This is a genomic window from Syntrophomonas wolfei subsp. wolfei str. Goettingen G311 (assembly GCF_000014725.1).
GTDB classification, from domain to species: domain Bacteria; phylum Bacillota; class Syntrophomonadia; order Syntrophomonadales; family Syntrophomonadaceae; genus Syntrophomonas; species Syntrophomonas wolfei.
Genome location: NC_008346.1, coordinates 974,911 through 990,998 on the forward strand (window position 1 = coordinate 974,911; position 16,088 = coordinate 990,998).

Below are 16,088 nucleotides of genomic sequence, written 5' to 3' on the forward strand. Positions count from 1 at the left end.
AGGAGGTGATAAATTGACAGGATTGGACATGGTAGCAGTTGCTCCTAAAGCTGAAGGCGCTACCAATACCTCTCCGCTTAGGAATCCTGTTGCCAAAGGAAAAAATGAAAATGATTTTCCAAGACAATTGAAAAAAGCTTCATCAAAGCAAAGTGTGCGACAGGAAAGTAAGGGAGCAGGCAGCTTAAGGGAAGCAACTACTGCGAAGCTCAAATTTCTAAAAAATAGCGGAGAGCAAGAAAGAGCTGGACCGGGAGCCGAAGTAATATCGGAGAGTTGCCATATTTCGGAAAAACAAGAAGCAACTCCTCCCCCAAATGCAGCCGAAAAAGAGAGGGAGCTTGCCGGGCTGCCCTACCCCTTATTGCTGGCAGGAGCGGATGTTAATCCAAAGCCAATAGGTGAGGAATTAAATCTAAAAGCGGGAGCGGAATCTAATCCAGAGATGGAAAACATGACACTGCCCAGGGAAGATGGCAAGTCGCTTCCGGATGATAATGCGGTCAAAAACGCTACTGGTCAGTTTTCCAATCTGGGAGATGGTAAACTGTTTCTTATTGAGAATTCGGCATTGTTTCCAACTACTTCTTCTCAGGAGGAAGCTACAATTGCTTCGGTAGTAAAATTGGCTGCCGCTTTGAGTGGAGATTTAACTCCAGGAACAGAAATAATAAAACATTCACTAGATGGAAAAACCATCTCTTTGCTGGAAGAAGCCGCTAAGAGAAAGCCTGAGCCAGCTTTTAATGCTGCCCGAGAGCTAGCCATCAAAGTCGCCAGCGAGGGGGAATCCGGTATTTCAGCAGCTGGGGAAGAACTGCTCGCAAGTGGAAAGAAATCCTATGCACAGGTACCAGCAGTGATAGTGAAGAATGAAACCGGCACAAGCCCGCAGGAGCAAGAATCCCTGGTTTTAGCAGGTAAGCTTCAAGCTAATGAAAGCCAGCCGGGGAATGAACCGAGGTTAAACCCGGCAACGCCAGAGAAGGAAGCAGCGAGAACTCCCCAGCCAGGCAGCTTCCAGTCCCAGCCGGAAAAAGCCGGGCAAGAAATAGCTGAGCAGTTTCCCTTTAATGAGCGCATGCAGCAGGGGGAACAGGGCCAGGAAACCAAAAAACCGGGTTTTAAGGCGGAAATAGCTGAAGAGGAACTGCCTTTTAATGAACGACTGCAGCTGGGGGAACAGGGTCAGGAAACCAAAAAACTGGGTATGAAAGTGGAAGTGCAGCTTAATAGCGGGAAGGAAAACAATATGCCCTTGCTTAGTAAAGCGGCAGGAGAACCGGTAAAAGCCGGATATGACCCGGCAGCACTGGCGGTATTGTTGGCCAAAGCCCAGGGCAAAGGAGAAAAGCTGAGTGGCAAGGACCAGGCAGAGCATACCAAAGAGAATCTTTTAGATGGAAAAGGGACAACTGGGGATAAGCCTGACAATAAAGGTAGTCTCGTTAAAGGAGAAGTAGTGTCCTTCAGGTTGCCTGAAGCAGCAGCCAAACCTCAGTCTGAAAATAATGCAGCAGAAGAGCTCAAGCTGGCAGAGAATGACAAGAACCAGCCCCTGAAAGCAAATATGCCGGAAAAAGAGCCAGCAGAACTTCCCGAGAACAGGGAAAGCGGGAAAAACTTGCCCGGGTTTAAGATGGAGCATACGCTACAGGATAACAATTTTCGCAATGTAGGCAAGCCCATACAGGAAAGAAGCTGGGTAGATCCGGAAAAGTTTATGGAACAAGTGGTTAGAAAAGCTGAAGTGATGATAAAACAGAACTCTTCGGAGATGAGGATTCAGCTTCACCCGGAGTTTCTGGGAAAAATGACCATCAAGCTGGTGCTGGAGGATGGGTTGCTAACCGCCAGGTTTATTACGGAAAACCATCAGGTCAAGCATCTGTTGGACAGCAATCTCAACAGCCTTAGACAAAGCCTGGAGAGTCAGGGAATCAGGGTGGAGAAGACCGAAGTGAATGTGCAATTGAACAACGGAGGTTTGTTCGATGGTTCCGAAGGCAGCCGACAGGATTTGTGGGAGCAGCCGCGCTTTTCTTCGCAGTATAACTCGAGCGAAGCGGGCAGCGATGCTTACCAGGCAAGCAGCATCGGGGATGAACTGCTGGAAGACGGCTTGATAGAATCAGGCGAAACCAATGGGATAAGCGCAGACGGCAGCATGAATTTCCTTATTTAGGAGGTGAAATTATGGACAGCAGCCAGGTTAAGTGGGAAACAGTTCCCTGGCTGAGCAACGAACCCCAGAGCAGCAAAAGCAGCAAAGAAATAAATAAGGGTCTGGATAAAGAGGCTTTTTTAAAACTACTCTTAACCGAGCTCAAATACCAGGATCCGATAGAGCCGGTCAAAGACAAGGAATTTATTTCTCAGATGGCTAATTTCAGTTCCCTGGAGCAGATGACCAATCTGAACAGCAGTTTTAACAAGCTTTCCGCCACCCTCAACAGCGGAATCTTGCCGGGTCTGGTAATGCAGCAGAGCAGTACCATGGTGGGAAGGGAAGTTTTTTATACTGATCCCGATTCGGGTGCATCCAGTAACGGTATAATTTCATCGGTAGTTTTTCGCGAGGGAATACCGTATTATGTCATAGACGACAAAGAGATTACCATGAACAATATTAGCAGACTGGGAGCAATAAATGTGGGGTACAGTGATGCCCTTTTGGAGCAGATTCTGGCCACTCTGCTCAACATGCAGAATTCCATGTCTTCCGGAGAGGATGATTAAATTGACGGGAAAGATTTATTTTCCTCCATCAACACTAATACAACCAGCACCAAGCAAACAGGATAAAGCGGTAAAGCCACCGGTGGGAGGTAGCTTTAACCAGGTTTTGACTCAGAAACTGGCTGGTGATTTGAAGTTTTCCCAGCATGCGCGAGAAAGGTTAAAGTCCCGTAACATAGAACTCAGCAGTACGGATATGAACAATATCCAGAATGCGGTAAACAAGGCCAGGGAAAAAGGCGCCCGTGATTCCCTTATTCTGATGCCGGATCTGGCTTTGGTAGTAAGCATCAAGAACAATACCGTAATTACCGCTGTGGACGGGCAGCATCTAAAAGAAAATATATTTACCAATATTGACAGTGCCGTAATAGTTTAAGGCCGGACCTCTTTAGAGGAAGCCGTGGGGGATGCGGAATGAGAGAAGCGTTCCTGGATAATTTATTCTATTCCGGTCTGGCTAAATAATTAGCAAGGAGGTCATGTAGAAGATGATGCGTTCCATGTATTCTGGGGTTTCGGGATTAAGAAACCATCAAACCAGAATGGATGTAATCGGCAATAATATTGCCAATATAAATACAGCTGGCTACAAAAAGAGCCGGGTGGTTTTTCAGGATACCCTCTACCAGACGATGAGAGGTGCTACTCGCCCTGATAGTTCCGGTAGTCGAGGAGGTACCAATCCTATGGGTATTGGCCTGGGGATGTCGGTAAGCAGTATTGACCAGATTCATACCGGGGCACCAACCACAGCTACCAATAAACTTTTGGATATGGGAATCGATGGCGACGGTTATTTTATGATTCGCCATGGTCAACAGAAATATTTCACCCGAGCAGGAAATTTTGAACTTGATACCAAGGGCAATCTGGTCCACACTGCCAATGGATACTATGTGCAGGGCTGGGTTACCAAAATCGACCCTGTAACGGGGCAATGGAATCTGGATTGTTCCCGAGAAGTAGAGACAGTCGACATAAGTGGTTTACTGGCCTGTGATCCTCAAGCTACCAAAGAAATGAGCTTTAGTGGTAATTTAGATGCGGAAATTCCCTTTAAGCAAGTAGACCCGGAAGATGAGAGCATTTACCCGGGCACCCAGGAGTCGATTATTACCTCCATGGATGTCTGGGATTCGCTGGGGAAAAAGGAAACGGTTTATTTCCGCTTTTTTAAGTACGAGGTTGATGCAGGCCCCCCCAGACTTTCCAACTGGGCTGTTGACATATCGCTAAATAATCCTTTGTTTGAAAATGCTAAAGACTACGATTCTACATCAGATTTCGCTACTGTAGACTTATCTGTAGATCCACCAACAGAAGAAACCTTGACCACTGGCGAAACGGAGATTGTCCGCTTGTTCAATCTACAATTTGATGATAACGGGAAGGTGGTTTTAGCGGGGACTCCTGATGATCCCGAACCCAAAACCGTTGATTTAATAATTGATCGTGCTTCCGAGGCAGCTGAGGATATTGAGTTTAAAATCGATTTTTCTGCCATGACCCAATTCGCGGGCAATTCGGTTACCGAGATCGCTCAGAATGGTTACGGTATGGGTAGCCTGAGCAGTTATACCGTAGGTATTGACGGTGTCATCAGAGGTTCCTATGATAATGGTGAAACCAGAGATCTGGCCCGGGTGGCTCTGGCTCGTTTCCAGAACCCCGCGGGTTTAACGCAATTAGGAGGAACCATGTTTCAGAAATCAGTTAACTCGGGAGAAGCAGTGGTTAGTCCCCCCACCGAGTCGGGTATGGGAAAGATAGTTCCCAGCAGTCTGGAAATGTCCAATGTTGACTTATCGGAAGAGTTTACCGACATGATTGTTACCCAGCGGGGCTTCCAGGCTAATTCCCGCATTATTACCACCTCCGACGAGATGATTCAGGAACTGGTTAATCTCAAACGTTAATAAACACTCTCTCCAGGAGGATAAATCCTCCTGGAGAGAGAATATAATGTATTAAAATGTCTTTCTAGAAATAATTTCATTCGGTTTTAGTGTTTAGCGAAAGGAACCTTATAATTATGATTTACCTGACCCGTTTAAACGGTGAGAAAATTGTGGTAAATATCGACATGATTGAACTCATGGAAGAGACCCCGGACACAGTGGTTACTCTCAATACTGGGAAAAAATTTGTTGTAAGAGAGAGGATATGGCAAATCCGGGAAGAAATAATTAGATTCAGGAAACAATCGTTTACCAACTTGAAAAAGTAGACCGGACAGGGGGGAGAGTTTTGGCTGACGAAAAAGATAGCGAAGTGAAGCCCAGGTTGGATATCAATATCGACATGAAGCTGATTATTATCGGTTTACTGGTATTCGTGGTAGCAGTGGGAGGTTCATATTTTCTTATGAAGAGCCTCATGGCACCGTTGATGCCCAAGCAAGAAGGCGCGGGAAAACTGATGACTGGGAATCTGGTAGAGGTAGGGGAATTTACCACCAATATCAATGATGTTAATGGACAAAGGTTTTTAAAGGTGAAGGTCACAGTGGAAGTCAGCACGGATGACAAAAAAGCCCAGGAGAAGATTACCCAGTATATGCCGGTGATAAAAGACAGTATCCTTACTATTATATCTTCCAAAACGGTGGCTGACCTAGATGTTAGGAATAGAAACAACCTGAAGGCGGAGATAAAAAACGATTTGAATGCCAAGATTGGTGCTAACACGGTTTTGAATGTATATTTTACCGACTTTATTATGCAATAATTCTTGAACAATTGTTGAGCAATAGTTAAACAATAGTTGAGCGATAGTTGAACAATAGTTAAACAATAGTTGAGCGATAGTTAAGCGATAGTTGAGCGATTGATAAAACTATAGCTAAACAACTGCTAAACAACCGTTCAAAATAATGGTAGAGTTATAGCCTGGGGGGGTTATAATGAGTGAGGTCTTATCTCAATCGGAAATAGATGCCTTGTTATCGGCTTTGAGCGATGGTTCGGTTGATGCTGACCTGCTTAAAGAAGAAGAGCTGAAGAGCAAGGTTAAGGTTTATGATTTTCGCAGGCCCAACAAGTTCTCCAAGGATCAGATACATACCCTGCAAGTTATATATGAAAACTATGCTCGCACTTTAGGGACTTATCTTTCCGGGCAGTTGCGCGTTCCCTTGCAGGTGGAATTATTGTCGGTGGAACAACTGACCTATGAGGAGTTTATTCGTTCCATACCTAACCCAACCATACTCAATATTTTCTCTCTTTATCCCCTGCATGGCAGTGCTATAATGGAAATTAATCCTAACCTGGGATTTGCTTTTTTAGACCGGCTCCTGGGAGGACCGGGCTATGCTCCCAGCAAGGCTCGAGCTCTTACGGAAATTGAACAGACGGTGATTGAGCGCTTATCTCAGCGGATGCTGGATTACCTGGAAGAGCCCTGGGGGAGCATTATTCAGATTGAGCCTTCCCTGGAACGGGTGGAGACCAACCCCCAGTTTACTCAGCTGGTTCAACCTACGGAAATTATGATAATTGTTTCCCTGGAGACCCGAATGGGTGATGTGATGGGGATGATAAATATCTGTATACCTTTCCTGGTTTTGGAGCCTATCCTGGATAAATTAAATGTACACTATTATTATTCGACCGCCGCCCAGGAGAGGTCGCCGGCCAATATTGCGGCTATAAGAACCAAGTTGGAAAATACCACTATTCCCATCAAGGTAGTTATGGGTAAAACAGTGATAACGGTGAGAGATTTGCTGGCTTTGTCGGTGGGAGATGTCATACCCCTGAATCGGAATATCAGTCAGGAGTTAGATATTGTTATAGGCAATAGAGCCAAATTTCTTGGGAAGCCTGGAGTTTTTGCCAACCGGATGGCAATACAGGTTACCGGGATTGTAGAGGAGGAAAGCGAATGAATGATGGAATCCTATCTCAGGAAGAAATAGATGCCCTGTTGACGGGAAGTTCTCCAGTTACTGATACTATCGGCAGCAGTAGCGACCCTGTCTCCACTTCTTCCATAAATCTAAGTGATTTTGAAAAGGATACCCTGGGAGAAGTAGGCAATATCAGTATGGGAACTGCTGCTACCACACTGTCTACCCTGCTGCGCAAGAAAGTATCCATTACAACCCCTGATGTATCAGTTACCAATCCGGAAGAATTACAATTGCTTTATCCTTTGCCTTTTCTGGTAGTAGAGGTCAGTTATACGCAGGGAGTGACGGGAACCAATGTCCTGGTCATCAAGGAGGAAGATGCTGCCATAATAGCCGATCTGATGATGGGAGGAGATGGTCTATCTGCCGAAGGAAAAAACTTGGGAGACCTGGAATTGAGTGCAGTGGGGGAAGCCATGAATCAGATGATGGGTTCGGCCACCACCAGCCTATCTTCTATGTTTAACCAGAGGATTGATATTGCGCCACCGCAATTGACCGTCATAGATATGGGAAAAGAGTTCCTACAGTTGTCGACCAGTTTTGATGATGTGGTTAAAATAAAATTCAAAATGGAGATTGAGAATCTGATCAACAGTGAAATCATGCAGATCATTCCCATGGAGGCAGTGGAGAACATAATGTCCATACTTTTGGGGAGTACGGCTGAGGAATCCAGCGCCGAAGCGGTAATGGAAGAACCTCTTGTCGGTATGCCTCTACCGGAAACAAAAGCAGCGGCAGTTGCTGCCCCCCGCCAGGCGGAAACCGCAATTTCGCCGCCACCACAAGAACCGATTTATGGCCAGGCTTTTGTACAAAGTCCCCGGGAAATGAGTAATCGGCCACAATTTGCTGTTCAGCCGGTTCAATTTGCTCCCCTGCAGGAGAGCAATATGCTCCATAGCCCTCAGAATCTCGATCTCATTATGGATGTTCCTCTGGACGTATCGGTAGAATTGGGAAAGACCAAAAAAACTATAGGAGAGATATTGGAGTTGAATCAGGGTGCCATAATTCAGTTGGATAAATTAGCTGGAGAACCGGTTGATTTACTGGTTAACGGCAAGCTCATTGCCAAGGGAGAGGTTGTCGTAATCGATGAAAACTACGGTATTCGCATTACCACCATAATAAGTCCGATAGACCGTATGAATAAGTTACAATAATTGCTGGGGAGGTTTACCATGGGGAAAAGAGTATTGATTGTTGATGATGCTGCTTTTATGAGGATGATGATAAAAGATATATTAAGTAAAAACGGCTATACTGTTGTGGGGGAGGCGGAAAACGGTAATGTAGCTATAGAAAAATACAAAGAACTGAAACCGGATCTGGTAACAATGGATATAACCATGCCGGAGATGGATGGTATAGCTGCGGTTAAAGAGATAAAAGCAGTAGACCCCGCAGCTCGTATCATAATGTGCAGTGCCATGGGCCAGCAAGCTATGGTAATCGATGCCATACAGGCCGGGGCCAAAGATTTTATTGTAAAACCTTTTCAACCGGAAAGAGTGATTGAAGCAGTAAGCAAGGCACTGGTCTAACTAGCTGGTTTGGAAGTGAAGAGTATGATTGCCTGGCGTAAAAGGATTTTCCCTCTGGCAATCCTGGCCTTGCTTGTAATGGCTATGCTGGCTGGGAATGTTGGGGCCATTGATAATATGAGTGATTTGAACCAGGAACTGGACAAAGAACCCCCCAGTAACGATCGCTCCTCCAGCCTGTGGTTGGATTTCCTTAAACTTATTGTGGTGTTGGGACTGATTATTGCTGCTGCCTGGTCGGTGATCCGCATATTCGGAAAACAGGTTAATCAAAAAATGCAAGGAAGCTGGTTACACGTGGTTGACGAGGTGATTATGGGTCAAAACCGGGGCATAGTCTTATGTGAAATTGGTGAAAAGCTGTATGCTATTGGAGTTACTGATCATAGCATTTCTTTTCTTTTCGAGGTAGACAACCCTAAACTCCGTGAAGAGATTAGTCAGATAGATATTTCGCCCGGAGAAAAGCCGACCGGGGCTGGTTTATCGGAGCTCAAAAAGAAACTAAGTGCTTTTGGATTCAAGAAATCCAAACCGGATCGGAAAGATTTCAGCCTGCTTATGGGTGAACAGGTCAGGCGATTAGAACAGCTTTCATATAAGAGTATGGAGGAAAAAAGGCTTGGCAGCAAAAGAAGTGATGAAAACAAAGACTAATATATGGGGCTTATCCTATGCCAAAATACTATTTCTGCTTTTCTTGCTTCTGCTGGTTTTTCCCGGCACAGTGGCCGCAGAACCATTGCAGTTACCTAATCTGAACCTGCAAATTGGTGGAGGGGCAGGTGAGCCCCAAGACTTGTCCGTAGCCTTGCAGCTAATAATACTTATTACCGTCCTTACCCTGGCTCCTGCCATATTGATTATGCTAACCTCTTTTACCCGGATCATGGTAGTACTGGCCTTTATTCGAACTTCACTGGCCACCCAGCAGATGCCCCCCAACCAACTCTTGATTGGTATGGCTCTTTTTCTTACTTTTTTTGTCATGGCCCCAACATTTCAAGAAGTAAATTCACAGGCTTTGCAGCCTTATTTTAAGGGAAAAATCACCCAGGAGCAAGCCTTTGAAAAAGGGATGAATCCCTTGCGAAGTTTTATGTTTAAACAAACCCGGGAAAAAGATCTGGCTCTTTTTGTGAAAATGTCCAAGATGGAAAGGCCGCATAATTTTAAAGACATTCCCAACTATGTTTTGATTCCTTCTTTCGTAATCAGCGAATTGAAGACGGCTTTCCAGATAGGCTTTATTATCTTTATTCCTTTTCTGATAATTGATATGGTGGTGGCCAGCGCCTTGATGTCCATGGGCATGATGATGCTGCCTCCGATGATGATTTCACTGCCCTTTAAGATACTGCTCTTTGTTCTGGTTGATGGCTGGAACCTGGTTATACAATCCTTGATACTGAGTTTTAAATAATTTTGAGGGTATGAAGCAAAGTCCTGGCAAGTGGCAGGAGAGGAGAAATCTGCATTGTACGAGAATATAATTCTGGGAATAGCCAATGAAGCTTTAATAGTGGTTTTGCTGCTTTCCGCTCCGGTTCTGGGGGCTGCTTTGATTACCGGTTTGCTTATAAGTATTCTACAGGCCACTACTCAACTGCAGGAGATGACCTTGACCTTTGTGCCCAAAATAATTGTAGTTTTTTTGGTGATAATTATTTTCGGACCCTGGATGCTCAATGTAATTACTGCTTTTACTCATGACCTTTTTCTGGCTATCCCTAGTTTTGTTACGATATAACTGTGTTGAGATTGCTCCGCAGTTTCTTCCGATGCTTAAAAAAAGGACGGTAAAGCTATATGCCCTATGCTTTGGAAAGCTTTTTCTTTTTGCTGGCCCGCCTGTCCGGACTTTTTATCACTGCTCCCATATTCAGCAGCAGGATGATGCCGGGGCGGGTTAGAGCTTTAATTGTTATAATGTTGGCGGCTACCCTGGCCTATTTTGTACCGGTGGAATATAGCCGGAATATCAATACGCCCGGTTTGTTCATAGCGGCTCTGGCGGTGGAGATCTTTATCGGTTATACCATTGGCTTTGTTATTTATGCGGTTTTAGCCACCATACAACTGTCCGGGCAGCTAATGGATATGCTGATGGGGTTTTCCATTGTAAATGTGGTTGACCCGCAGTCAGGGACCCAAATCCCCTTAATGGGCAACTTTACCCAAGCCCTGGCTTTATTGACTTACCTGGCTATTGATGGTCATCATTATCTTCTGCAGGCATTAGCCCAGAGCTATGCCATAGTTCCGGTTATGAGTGCCCATTTGCCGGGCGGTTTTTTGGAACTGCTGGTGGAAGTAGGGACTTATATCTTTGTGGTTGCGGTAAAGATTGCGGCGCCCATGCTGGTCGCCATTTTGACCAGTGATGTGGCTATGGGTTTTATAGCCAGAACCGTACCGCAGATGAATGTATTTCTGGTGGGGCTGCCCCTAAAAATATTTTTGGGCTTGATCACCCTGCTTCTTCTTTTACCCATTTATCTCTGGGTATACAATGTTCTTTTTGCCGAGTTTTTCGGCTATCTGGATCGAATTATTCTTTTTATGGGGTAAAGAATTATGGAGGAACAATACCGGTATTTCCTCATGGACCTGCAGCTTTTTGCGGATGATGGCATGGGGGAGAAAACAGAAAAGGCTACACCACGTCGGCGGGAAGAAGCCCGGAAAAAAGGCCAGGTATTCAAGAGTACCGACCTTAACTCAGCCATTATTCTTATCGCTGGCTCCGTGGCCAGTTTTATGGCCTTTCCCTATATGGTTAATAATCTAAAGTCCTTCACAACTTTATACCTGTTGCAGAGAACCCAGCAGGATTTTTCCAATGATTATATATATTTCATGTTGCTCGAGGTCTTAATTATAATGGGAAAAATGATTTTTCCCATATTTTTGACTACTTTCATAGTAGCCCTGCTGATTACCTATTTGCAGGTGGGATTCGTCTTTAGCGGGGAAAGCCTGACCCCCAAGCTGGAAAGGCTTAACCCGGTGGAAGGATTTAAAAGGATCTTTTCCAAGCGAGCTCTGGTGGAGTTGGGCAAATCCTTGCTCAAGGTAATAGTGACCGGATATATAGTATATTCGGTAATGAGAAAACATTATATCCTTTTCCCTCGTTTTATTGACATGGAGCTCATTGCCGGCTTGCAGGTCTTAAGCAGTATTGTTTTCGAGATGGCGATGAAAGTGGGATTGGTCTTTATCATTATAGGGATAGCAGATTATATATTTCAATGGTATGAGCATGAAAAGTCGCTAAAGATGAGCAAATATGAGATTAAGCAGGAATACAAACAGACAGAAGGAGACCCGCAGCTGAAATCACGGCAGAGACGAATTCAAAGGGATATAGCCATGCAGAGGATGATGGCTGAAGTTCCTAAGGCTGATGTAGTTATAACTAATCCGACTCATTTTGCAGTAGTATTAAAGTATGAGGCTTCAAAGATGGAAGCTCCGGTGGTGGTAGCCCGGGGTAAGGATTTCATGGCTCTAAAAATAAAAGAGATTGCCCGAATGCATGGGGTAGTAATAGTTGAGAATCCTGTTCTGGCCAGGACGCTTTATTACAACACGGAAATCGGCGACCTGGTGCCAGAGGAACTCTACCAGGCCGTGGCCGAAGTCCTGGCTTTCGTCTACAAGCAGAAGAAAAGAGTAGTGTAAGGCTGCTCTGCATCCCTGGGGATAGGGGTGGGAGGATAGGTTTATGGAGTCGAGGGTTTGGATGAATAGCTTGTTTAAGCACAGTGATCTGATGATTGCTATACTGGTAGTCAGCATCGTTATGATGATGATTATTCCTATGAAACCAGTATTGCTGGACATCTTGCTGAGCTTTAATATCAGCTTTGCCTTGATAATATTGATGGTCTCCATGTTCAATACCGAACCGCTGGAGTTTTCAGTATTTCCATCGTTGCTACTGGTCATGACCCTTTTTCGTTTATCTCTGAATGTATCTTCCACCCGGCTGGTACTCTTATATGCCTATGCTGGAGAAGTAATCCAGTCTTTTGGCAATTTTGTGGTAGGGGGCAACCCGGTAGTAGGTATGGTTATTTTTCTCATTTTAGTGGTAATTCAGTTTATAGTTATTACCAAAGGAGCAGAAAGGGTATCTGAAGTTGCCGCCCGCTTTACCCTGGATGCCATGCCCGGAAAACAGATGGCTATTGATGCAGATTTAAATGCCGGGCTTATTGATGAGGATACCGCCAGAAGCCGACGAGAAAACATCCAGCGGGAAGCTGATTTTTACGGGGCCATGGATGGTGCCAGCAAGTTCGTCAAGGGTGATGCTATTGCTGGCATAATTATTATAATAATCAATATCGTTGGTGGTTTTATCATAGGTATGGCCCAGAAAGGCATGAGCTGGGATGAGGCCTTGCAGGTTTATACTCTTCTGACGGTTGGAGATGGGCTGGTTACGCAGATTCCCGCCTTGCTCATTTCAACCGCAACCGGAATTGTGGTAACCCGGAGCGCCTCCAAGCTAAGCCTGGGACAGGAAATGACCACCCAGTTGTTTGCCTATCCCAAAGCCATGGGTTTGGCCGCAGTTATTCTGCTGGTCCTGGGTAGCATAGGGTTACCCCGGTTGCCCATGTATTCGCTGGCGGCCTTTTTCGGCATACTTTATATGCTTTTCCGTAATTCTACCGGCGACTTGGTAGATGAAGAGCGTTTGGAGGAAGTGGAAGAAGCAGAGGCCATCAAGAAGCCGGAAAATGTGGTAGAGCTGTTGCAGGTGGAGAAAATGGAGATGGAACTGGGCTATGGTCTGATACCCCTGGTTGATGCCGAACAGGGAGGGGATCTCCTGGAGCGGATTGTTATGATTCGGCGCCAATGTGCGGTAGAGCTGGGTTTTGTAGTGCCACCCATTCGTATCCGGGATAATATGCAATTAAAGCCCAACAACTACGTAATAAAAATAAAAGGATCGCAAATTGCCGCTGGAGAATTATTTTTAGATCATTACCTGGCCATGGGACCAGGAATAGAAAATGATCAGGAACTCCTGGGTATTGATACTATTGAGCCGGCTTTTAACCTGCCGGCACGCTGGATCGACACAACGGCAAAAGACCCGGCCGAACTAAAAGGTTATACGGTGGTGGATCCACCATCGGTATTGGCTACTCACCTGACCTCCATTATTAAAACCCATGCTTTTGAGTTACTGGGAAGACAGGAAATACAAAATACCATAAGCTTTATCCGAGAGCAAAATTCTGCAGTAGTGGAGGAATTAATACCTGATTTGATGAATATTGGTGATGTACAAAAAGTCCTGGCCAATCTGCTCAAAGAACAGGTAGCTATCAGAGATATGGTGAGTATCCTGGAAACTCTGGCTGATTACGCTAAAATCACCAAGGACACCGATGTATTAACTGAATATGTGCGGCAAGCCTTGAAGAGACAGATCAGTTTGCAATATGCCGGCGAAGAGGGCAGGTTGACCGTGCTTACGCTTGACCCCTCTCTGGAGGGAATACTAAGGGATTCGGTGCAGCAGAGTGACTTTGGTTCCTATTTGGCAGTTGATCCAGATATTGCACAAAAGATGGTGGATAAGTTATCTTTGTATTATGAGGATTTAAGCAATAAAGGGATAACACCTGTGCTTTTGTGTGCACCGGTTTTGCGTTTGTATCTTAAACGCCTGTTGGAGCGATTTATTCCCCATTTGCTGGTGCTATCTTATAATGAGATTGATGCAGGGATTAGTGTTGAAGTGATTGGGATGGTGTCACCATGATAATAAAAAAATTTATAGCCAAGGATTTTAAGGGAGCTTTAAAGCAGGCTAAAAAAGAAATGGGCAGCGATGCCATAATCTTACATACCAGCAAGGTGAGAAGGGGAGGTATTTTTAGTTTTCTCTTTTCACCTCAAGTAGAAATAACGGTGGCCGTGGATGAAAGCTTGCAAGTAAACAGCGACCGTTTGAGAAAACCGGTATCTCCCACGGCAGCTGCCGCTGAACCCAATAGCCCTGCTTTTTCCCCGCAGAACGCGAATCCGGGAGCGAAAGCCATAGCTCAAAGCGCACCAGGCGAATTATTGCAGGAACTACAAACCATGAAAAACCTTATAAACGATGTGAAAGTAAAGTTTTATGAAGTTGAGCAGATTAAAGGCATTTCCGGAGAGGTGCAGGCATTTTACGAAACCCTTATAAACAACCAGGTTGAGAAGGAACTGGCTCTTAAGATAATCAACCGGGTCGAATCTCGTTTACCGAAGGATAGTAAAGGGGATGAACTCTGGGTACGGGATTTGTGTTTACATACTATTCAAGAATACATAGATGATATAAAACCCATTGAGTTGCAGCGGGACAAAAAAGGAGCTCTGGTTTTTATGGTGGGGCCTACCGGCGTAGGCAAGACCACAACCATAGCCAAATTAGCCGCCAATATGAGCTTTTTGGAAGGCAAGGAGGTAGCCTTGATTACGCTGGATACCTATCGTGTTTCAGCCGCTCAGCAGCTTAGAACCTTTGCTGACATAATCGGTATACCCATAAGTGTAGTATTTAATCCCCAAGACCTCGGAGAAGCCATTAAACAGTATCAAAAAAAAGACATTATTTTTGTAGATACGGCTGGGCGCAGTCCCTATAAGGACGAACATATGGGGGAATTGCAGGACTTTATTGAGGCAGCAAATCCTGATGAAACTATTTTGGTATTGAGCGTTACCACTGACAGCAGGGACTTAATCAATATTTACCAACAATTTAATCTTATCGGTGTGGATAAGATTATTTTTACTAAGCTGGATGAAAGTTGCAATTACGGGAGAATCCTAAATACTATTTATCATATTCGCAAGCCTATTGCTTATTTAACTACGGGTCAAAATGTTCCCGATGATATCGAGGTGCCTGATACCCTTGAACTGGCGCGAACGTTGCTCAGGGAAGGGGGAGCAATATGAGAGACCAGGCGGATAGATTGAGAGAAATGGCCTTAAACCTGAAACAGGAAATAGAGGCGGAGATAAGGCGGGATTTGAGATATAGCCGGGTAGTAGTAATTAGCAGCGGCAAAGGTGGAGTGGGGAAAAGTACCCTGGCGCTAAACCTGAGTCTCAATCTTTGCGCCCGGGGCATGAAGATAATACTGATGGATGCTGATATGGGCCTGGCTAATCTTGATGTTATGTTGGGCCTGGTTACTAAATTTAATATCTACCATATAGTCCAACAGAAGAAGAGTATGGAAGAGATTACTATATCTGGTCCTGAGGGCTTAAAAATCATTCCTGGGGGATCAGGTATAAGTGAGTTGGCTAACCTCGAGAATACAGAACTTAAGAGAATATTAGTAGAATTGCGCAAGCTGGATGGTGCATATGATTATATGATTATCGATACCGGTGCTGGTATCTCCAAGAGTGTTATGAACTTTCTCCTGGCTGCTGAAGATATAATCGTTATAACTACTCCGGAACCAACTGCCATAACTGATGCGTATAGTTTAGTAAAAAATGTGGCTAAAAACTCCTTTGCCGGAAGTATATACCTGGTAGTCAATAAGGTAGCCAATGATTCCGAAGGTATACTGGTAGCAGAAAAATTTAAACTGGTTTGTCAAAAGTTCCTCTCCTGTGAGATTAAACCTCTGGGTCATATTGTAAATGAACCCTTAATTGGAGAAGGGATCAGGCGTCAGAAGGCTTTTGTCCAGATCTACCCCCGCAGTACCGCTACCAGGAACATCAATACTATTGTTGATCGCCTGATTGAAGCCAGTGGTCAAAAAAGCCCGGGCTTGGAATCAAAACGTGGGGGAATAAGATACTTTATTGAGAAAATTGCCGGCTTGGTTAAGTGAGATAAGGGA

The 16,088-nt window shown here is 44.8% G+C and carries 17 protein-coding genes; all 17 read left to right on the forward strand.

The annotated features are described in order from the left end of the window. The first annotated feature begins 13 nt into the window (after positions 1–13). The 17 genes from SWOL_RS04315 (at position 14) to SWOL_RS04395 (ending at position 16,079) form a co-directional block, all read left to right on the forward strand. The gene (locus SWOL_RS04315; protein WP_011640278.1) at positions 14–2,185 is read left to right on the forward strand and encodes a flagellar hook-length control protein FliK; all 2,172 of its coding nucleotides are present in this window, start codon (positions 14–16) and stop codon (positions 2,183–2,185) included. An 11-nt stretch (positions 2,186–2,196) separates the two neighbouring features. Next, the gene (locus SWOL_RS13500) at positions 2,197–2,739 is read left to right on the forward strand and encodes a flagellar hook capping FlgD N-terminal domain-containing protein (RefSeq protein WP_011640279.1); all 543 of its coding nucleotides are present in this window, start codon (positions 2,197–2,199) and stop codon (positions 2,737–2,739) included. Further along, the gene (locus tag SWOL_RS04325) at positions 2,732–3,118 is read left to right on the forward strand and encodes a TIGR02530 family flagellar biosynthesis protein (RefSeq protein WP_049750097.1); all 387 of its coding nucleotides are present in this window, start codon (positions 2,732–2,734) and stop codon (positions 3,116–3,118) included. The genes SWOL_RS13500 and SWOL_RS04325 overlap by 8 nt, the downstream gene beginning before the upstream one ends. A gap of 112 nt (positions 3,119–3,230) precedes the next feature. Beyond that, a complete protein-coding gene (locus SWOL_RS04330; RefSeq protein WP_011640281.1) occupies positions 3,231–4,658 on the forward strand; it encodes a flagellar hook protein FlgE in 1,428 nt (475 codons plus the stop codon). An 89-nt stretch (positions 4,659–4,747) separates the two neighbouring features. Beyond that, positions 4,748–4,969, forward strand: coding sequence for a flagellar FlbD family protein (locus SWOL_RS04335; protein ID WP_011640282.1), 222 nt, complete (start codon positions 4,748–4,750; stop codon positions 4,967–4,969). Between the two features lie 20 nt (positions 4,970–4,989). Next, positions 4,990–5,469 carry a flagellar basal body-associated FliL family protein gene (locus SWOL_RS04340; RefSeq protein WP_011640283.1) on the forward strand — a complete coding sequence of 160 codons (480 nt, stop codon included), beginning with the start codon at positions 4,990–4,992 and terminating at the stop codon, positions 5,467–5,469. 175 nt (positions 5,470–5,644) lie between these two features. Next, complete coding sequence (gene fliM, locus SWOL_RS04345) at positions 5,645–6,631, forward strand: flagellar motor switch protein FliM (RefSeq protein ID WP_011640284.1); 987 nt, start codon at positions 5,645–5,647, stop codon at positions 6,629–6,631. Continuing rightward, positions 6,628–7,824, forward strand: coding sequence for a flagellar motor switch phosphatase FliY (fliY, locus tag SWOL_RS04350; protein WP_011640285.1), 1,197 nt, complete (start codon positions 6,628–6,630; stop codon positions 7,822–7,824). Before fliM ends, fliY begins: the two co-directional genes overlap by 4 nt. An 18-nt stretch (positions 7,825–7,842) precedes the next feature. Beyond that, positions 7,843–8,205, forward strand: coding sequence for a response regulator (locus SWOL_RS04355; protein WP_011640286.1), 363 nt, complete (start codon positions 7,843–7,845; stop codon positions 8,203–8,205). Between the two features lie 24 nt (positions 8,206–8,229). After that, positions 8,230–8,862, forward strand: a complete 633-nt coding sequence (locus tag SWOL_RS04360; protein ID WP_011640287.1) for a flagellar biosynthetic protein FliO — start codon at positions 8,230–8,232, stop codon at positions 8,860–8,862. Beyond that, positions 8,846–9,628 carry a flagellar type III secretion system pore protein FliP gene (gene fliP, locus SWOL_RS04365; protein ID WP_049750158.1) on the forward strand — a complete coding sequence of 261 codons (783 nt, stop codon included), beginning with the start codon at positions 8,846–8,848 and terminating at the stop codon, positions 9,626–9,628. The genes SWOL_RS04360 and fliP overlap by 17 nt, the downstream gene beginning before the upstream one ends. 54 nt (positions 9,629–9,682) lie before the next feature. Further along, positions 9,683–9,955, forward strand: a complete 273-nt coding sequence (gene fliQ / locus SWOL_RS04370) for a flagellar biosynthesis protein FliQ (RefSeq protein WP_011640289.1) — start codon at positions 9,683–9,685, stop codon at positions 9,953–9,955. Between the two features lie 59 nt (positions 9,956–10,014). Continuing rightward, positions 10,015–10,776 carry a flagellar biosynthetic protein FliR gene (gene fliR / locus SWOL_RS04375; RefSeq protein ID WP_011640290.1) on the forward strand — a complete coding sequence of 254 codons (762 nt, stop codon included), beginning with the start codon at positions 10,015–10,017 and terminating at the stop codon, positions 10,774–10,776. 6 nt (positions 10,777–10,782) lie between these two features. After that, positions 10,783–11,892: a flagellar biosynthesis protein FlhB gene (gene flhB / locus SWOL_RS04380; RefSeq protein WP_011640291.1), complete on the forward strand. Its 1,110-nt coding sequence runs from the start codon at positions 10,783–10,785 to the stop codon at positions 11,890–11,892. Positions 11,893–11,935: 43 nt separating this feature from the next. Beyond that, positions 11,936–13,996: a flagellar biosynthesis protein FlhA gene (flhA, locus tag SWOL_RS04385; RefSeq protein WP_011640292.1), complete on the forward strand. Its 2,061-nt coding sequence runs from the start codon at positions 11,936–11,938 to the stop codon at positions 13,994–13,996. Then, positions 13,993–15,180, forward strand: coding sequence for a flagellar biosynthesis GTPase FlhF (gene flhF / locus SWOL_RS04390; protein WP_011640293.1), 1,188 nt, complete (start codon positions 13,993–13,995; stop codon positions 15,178–15,180). The genes flhA and flhF overlap by 4 nt, the downstream gene beginning before the upstream one ends. Then, the gene (locus SWOL_RS04395; protein WP_011640294.1) at positions 15,177–16,079 is read left to right on the forward strand and encodes a MinD/ParA family protein; all 903 of its coding nucleotides are present in this window, start codon (positions 15,177–15,179) and stop codon (positions 16,077–16,079) included. Before flhF ends, SWOL_RS04395 begins: the two co-directional genes overlap by 4 nt. Positions 16,080–16,088: the final 9 nt, after the last annotated feature.

What these genes read in the sequence shown, in the direction of transcription:
- SWOL_RS13500 (WP_011640279.1), top strand. Translation starts at nt 2,197, where the DNA reads ATGGACAGCAGCCAGGTTAAGTGGGAAACAGTTCCCTGGCTGAGCAAC.
- SWOL_RS04325 (WP_049750097.1), top strand. Translation starts at nt 2,732, where the DNA reads ATGATTAAATTGACGGGAAAGATTTATTTTCCTCCATCAACACTAATA.
- SWOL_RS04330 (WP_011640281.1), top strand. Translation starts at nt 3,231, where the DNA reads ATGATGCGTTCCATGTATTCTGGGGTTTCGGGATTAAGAAACCATCAA.
- fliM (WP_011640284.1), top strand. Translation starts at nt 5,645, where the DNA reads ATGAGTGAGGTCTTATCTCAATCGGAAATAGATGCCTTGTTATCGGCT.
- fliY (WP_011640285.1), top strand. Translation starts at nt 6,628, where the DNA reads ATGAATGATGGAATCCTATCTCAGGAAGAAATAGATGCCCTGTTGACG.
- SWOL_RS04355 (WP_011640286.1), top strand. Translation starts at nt 7,843, where the DNA reads ATGGGGAAAAGAGTATTGATTGTTGATGATGCTGCTTTTATGAGGATG.
- SWOL_RS04360 (WP_011640287.1), top strand. Translation starts at nt 8,230, where the DNA reads ATGATTGCCTGGCGTAAAAGGATTTTCCCTCTGGCAATCCTGGCCTTG.
- fliP (WP_049750158.1), top strand. Translation starts at nt 8,846, where the DNA reads ATGAAAACAAAGACTAATATATGGGGCTTATCCTATGCCAAAATACTA.
- fliR (WP_011640290.1), top strand. Translation starts at nt 10,015, where the DNA reads ATGCCCTATGCTTTGGAAAGCTTTTTCTTTTTGCTGGCCCGCCTGTCC.
- flhB (WP_011640291.1), top strand. Translation starts at nt 10,783, where the DNA reads ATGGAGGAACAATACCGGTATTTCCTCATGGACCTGCAGCTTTTTGCG.
- flhA (WP_011640292.1), top strand. Translation starts at nt 11,936, where the DNA reads ATGGAGTCGAGGGTTTGGATGAATAGCTTGTTTAAGCACAGTGATCTG.
- flhF (WP_011640293.1), top strand. Translation starts at nt 13,993, where the DNA reads ATGATAATAAAAAAATTTATAGCCAAGGATTTTAAGGGAGCTTTAAAG.
- SWOL_RS04395 (WP_011640294.1), top strand. Translation starts at nt 15,177, where the DNA reads ATGAGAGACCAGGCGGATAGATTGAGAGAAATGGCCTTAAACCTGAAA.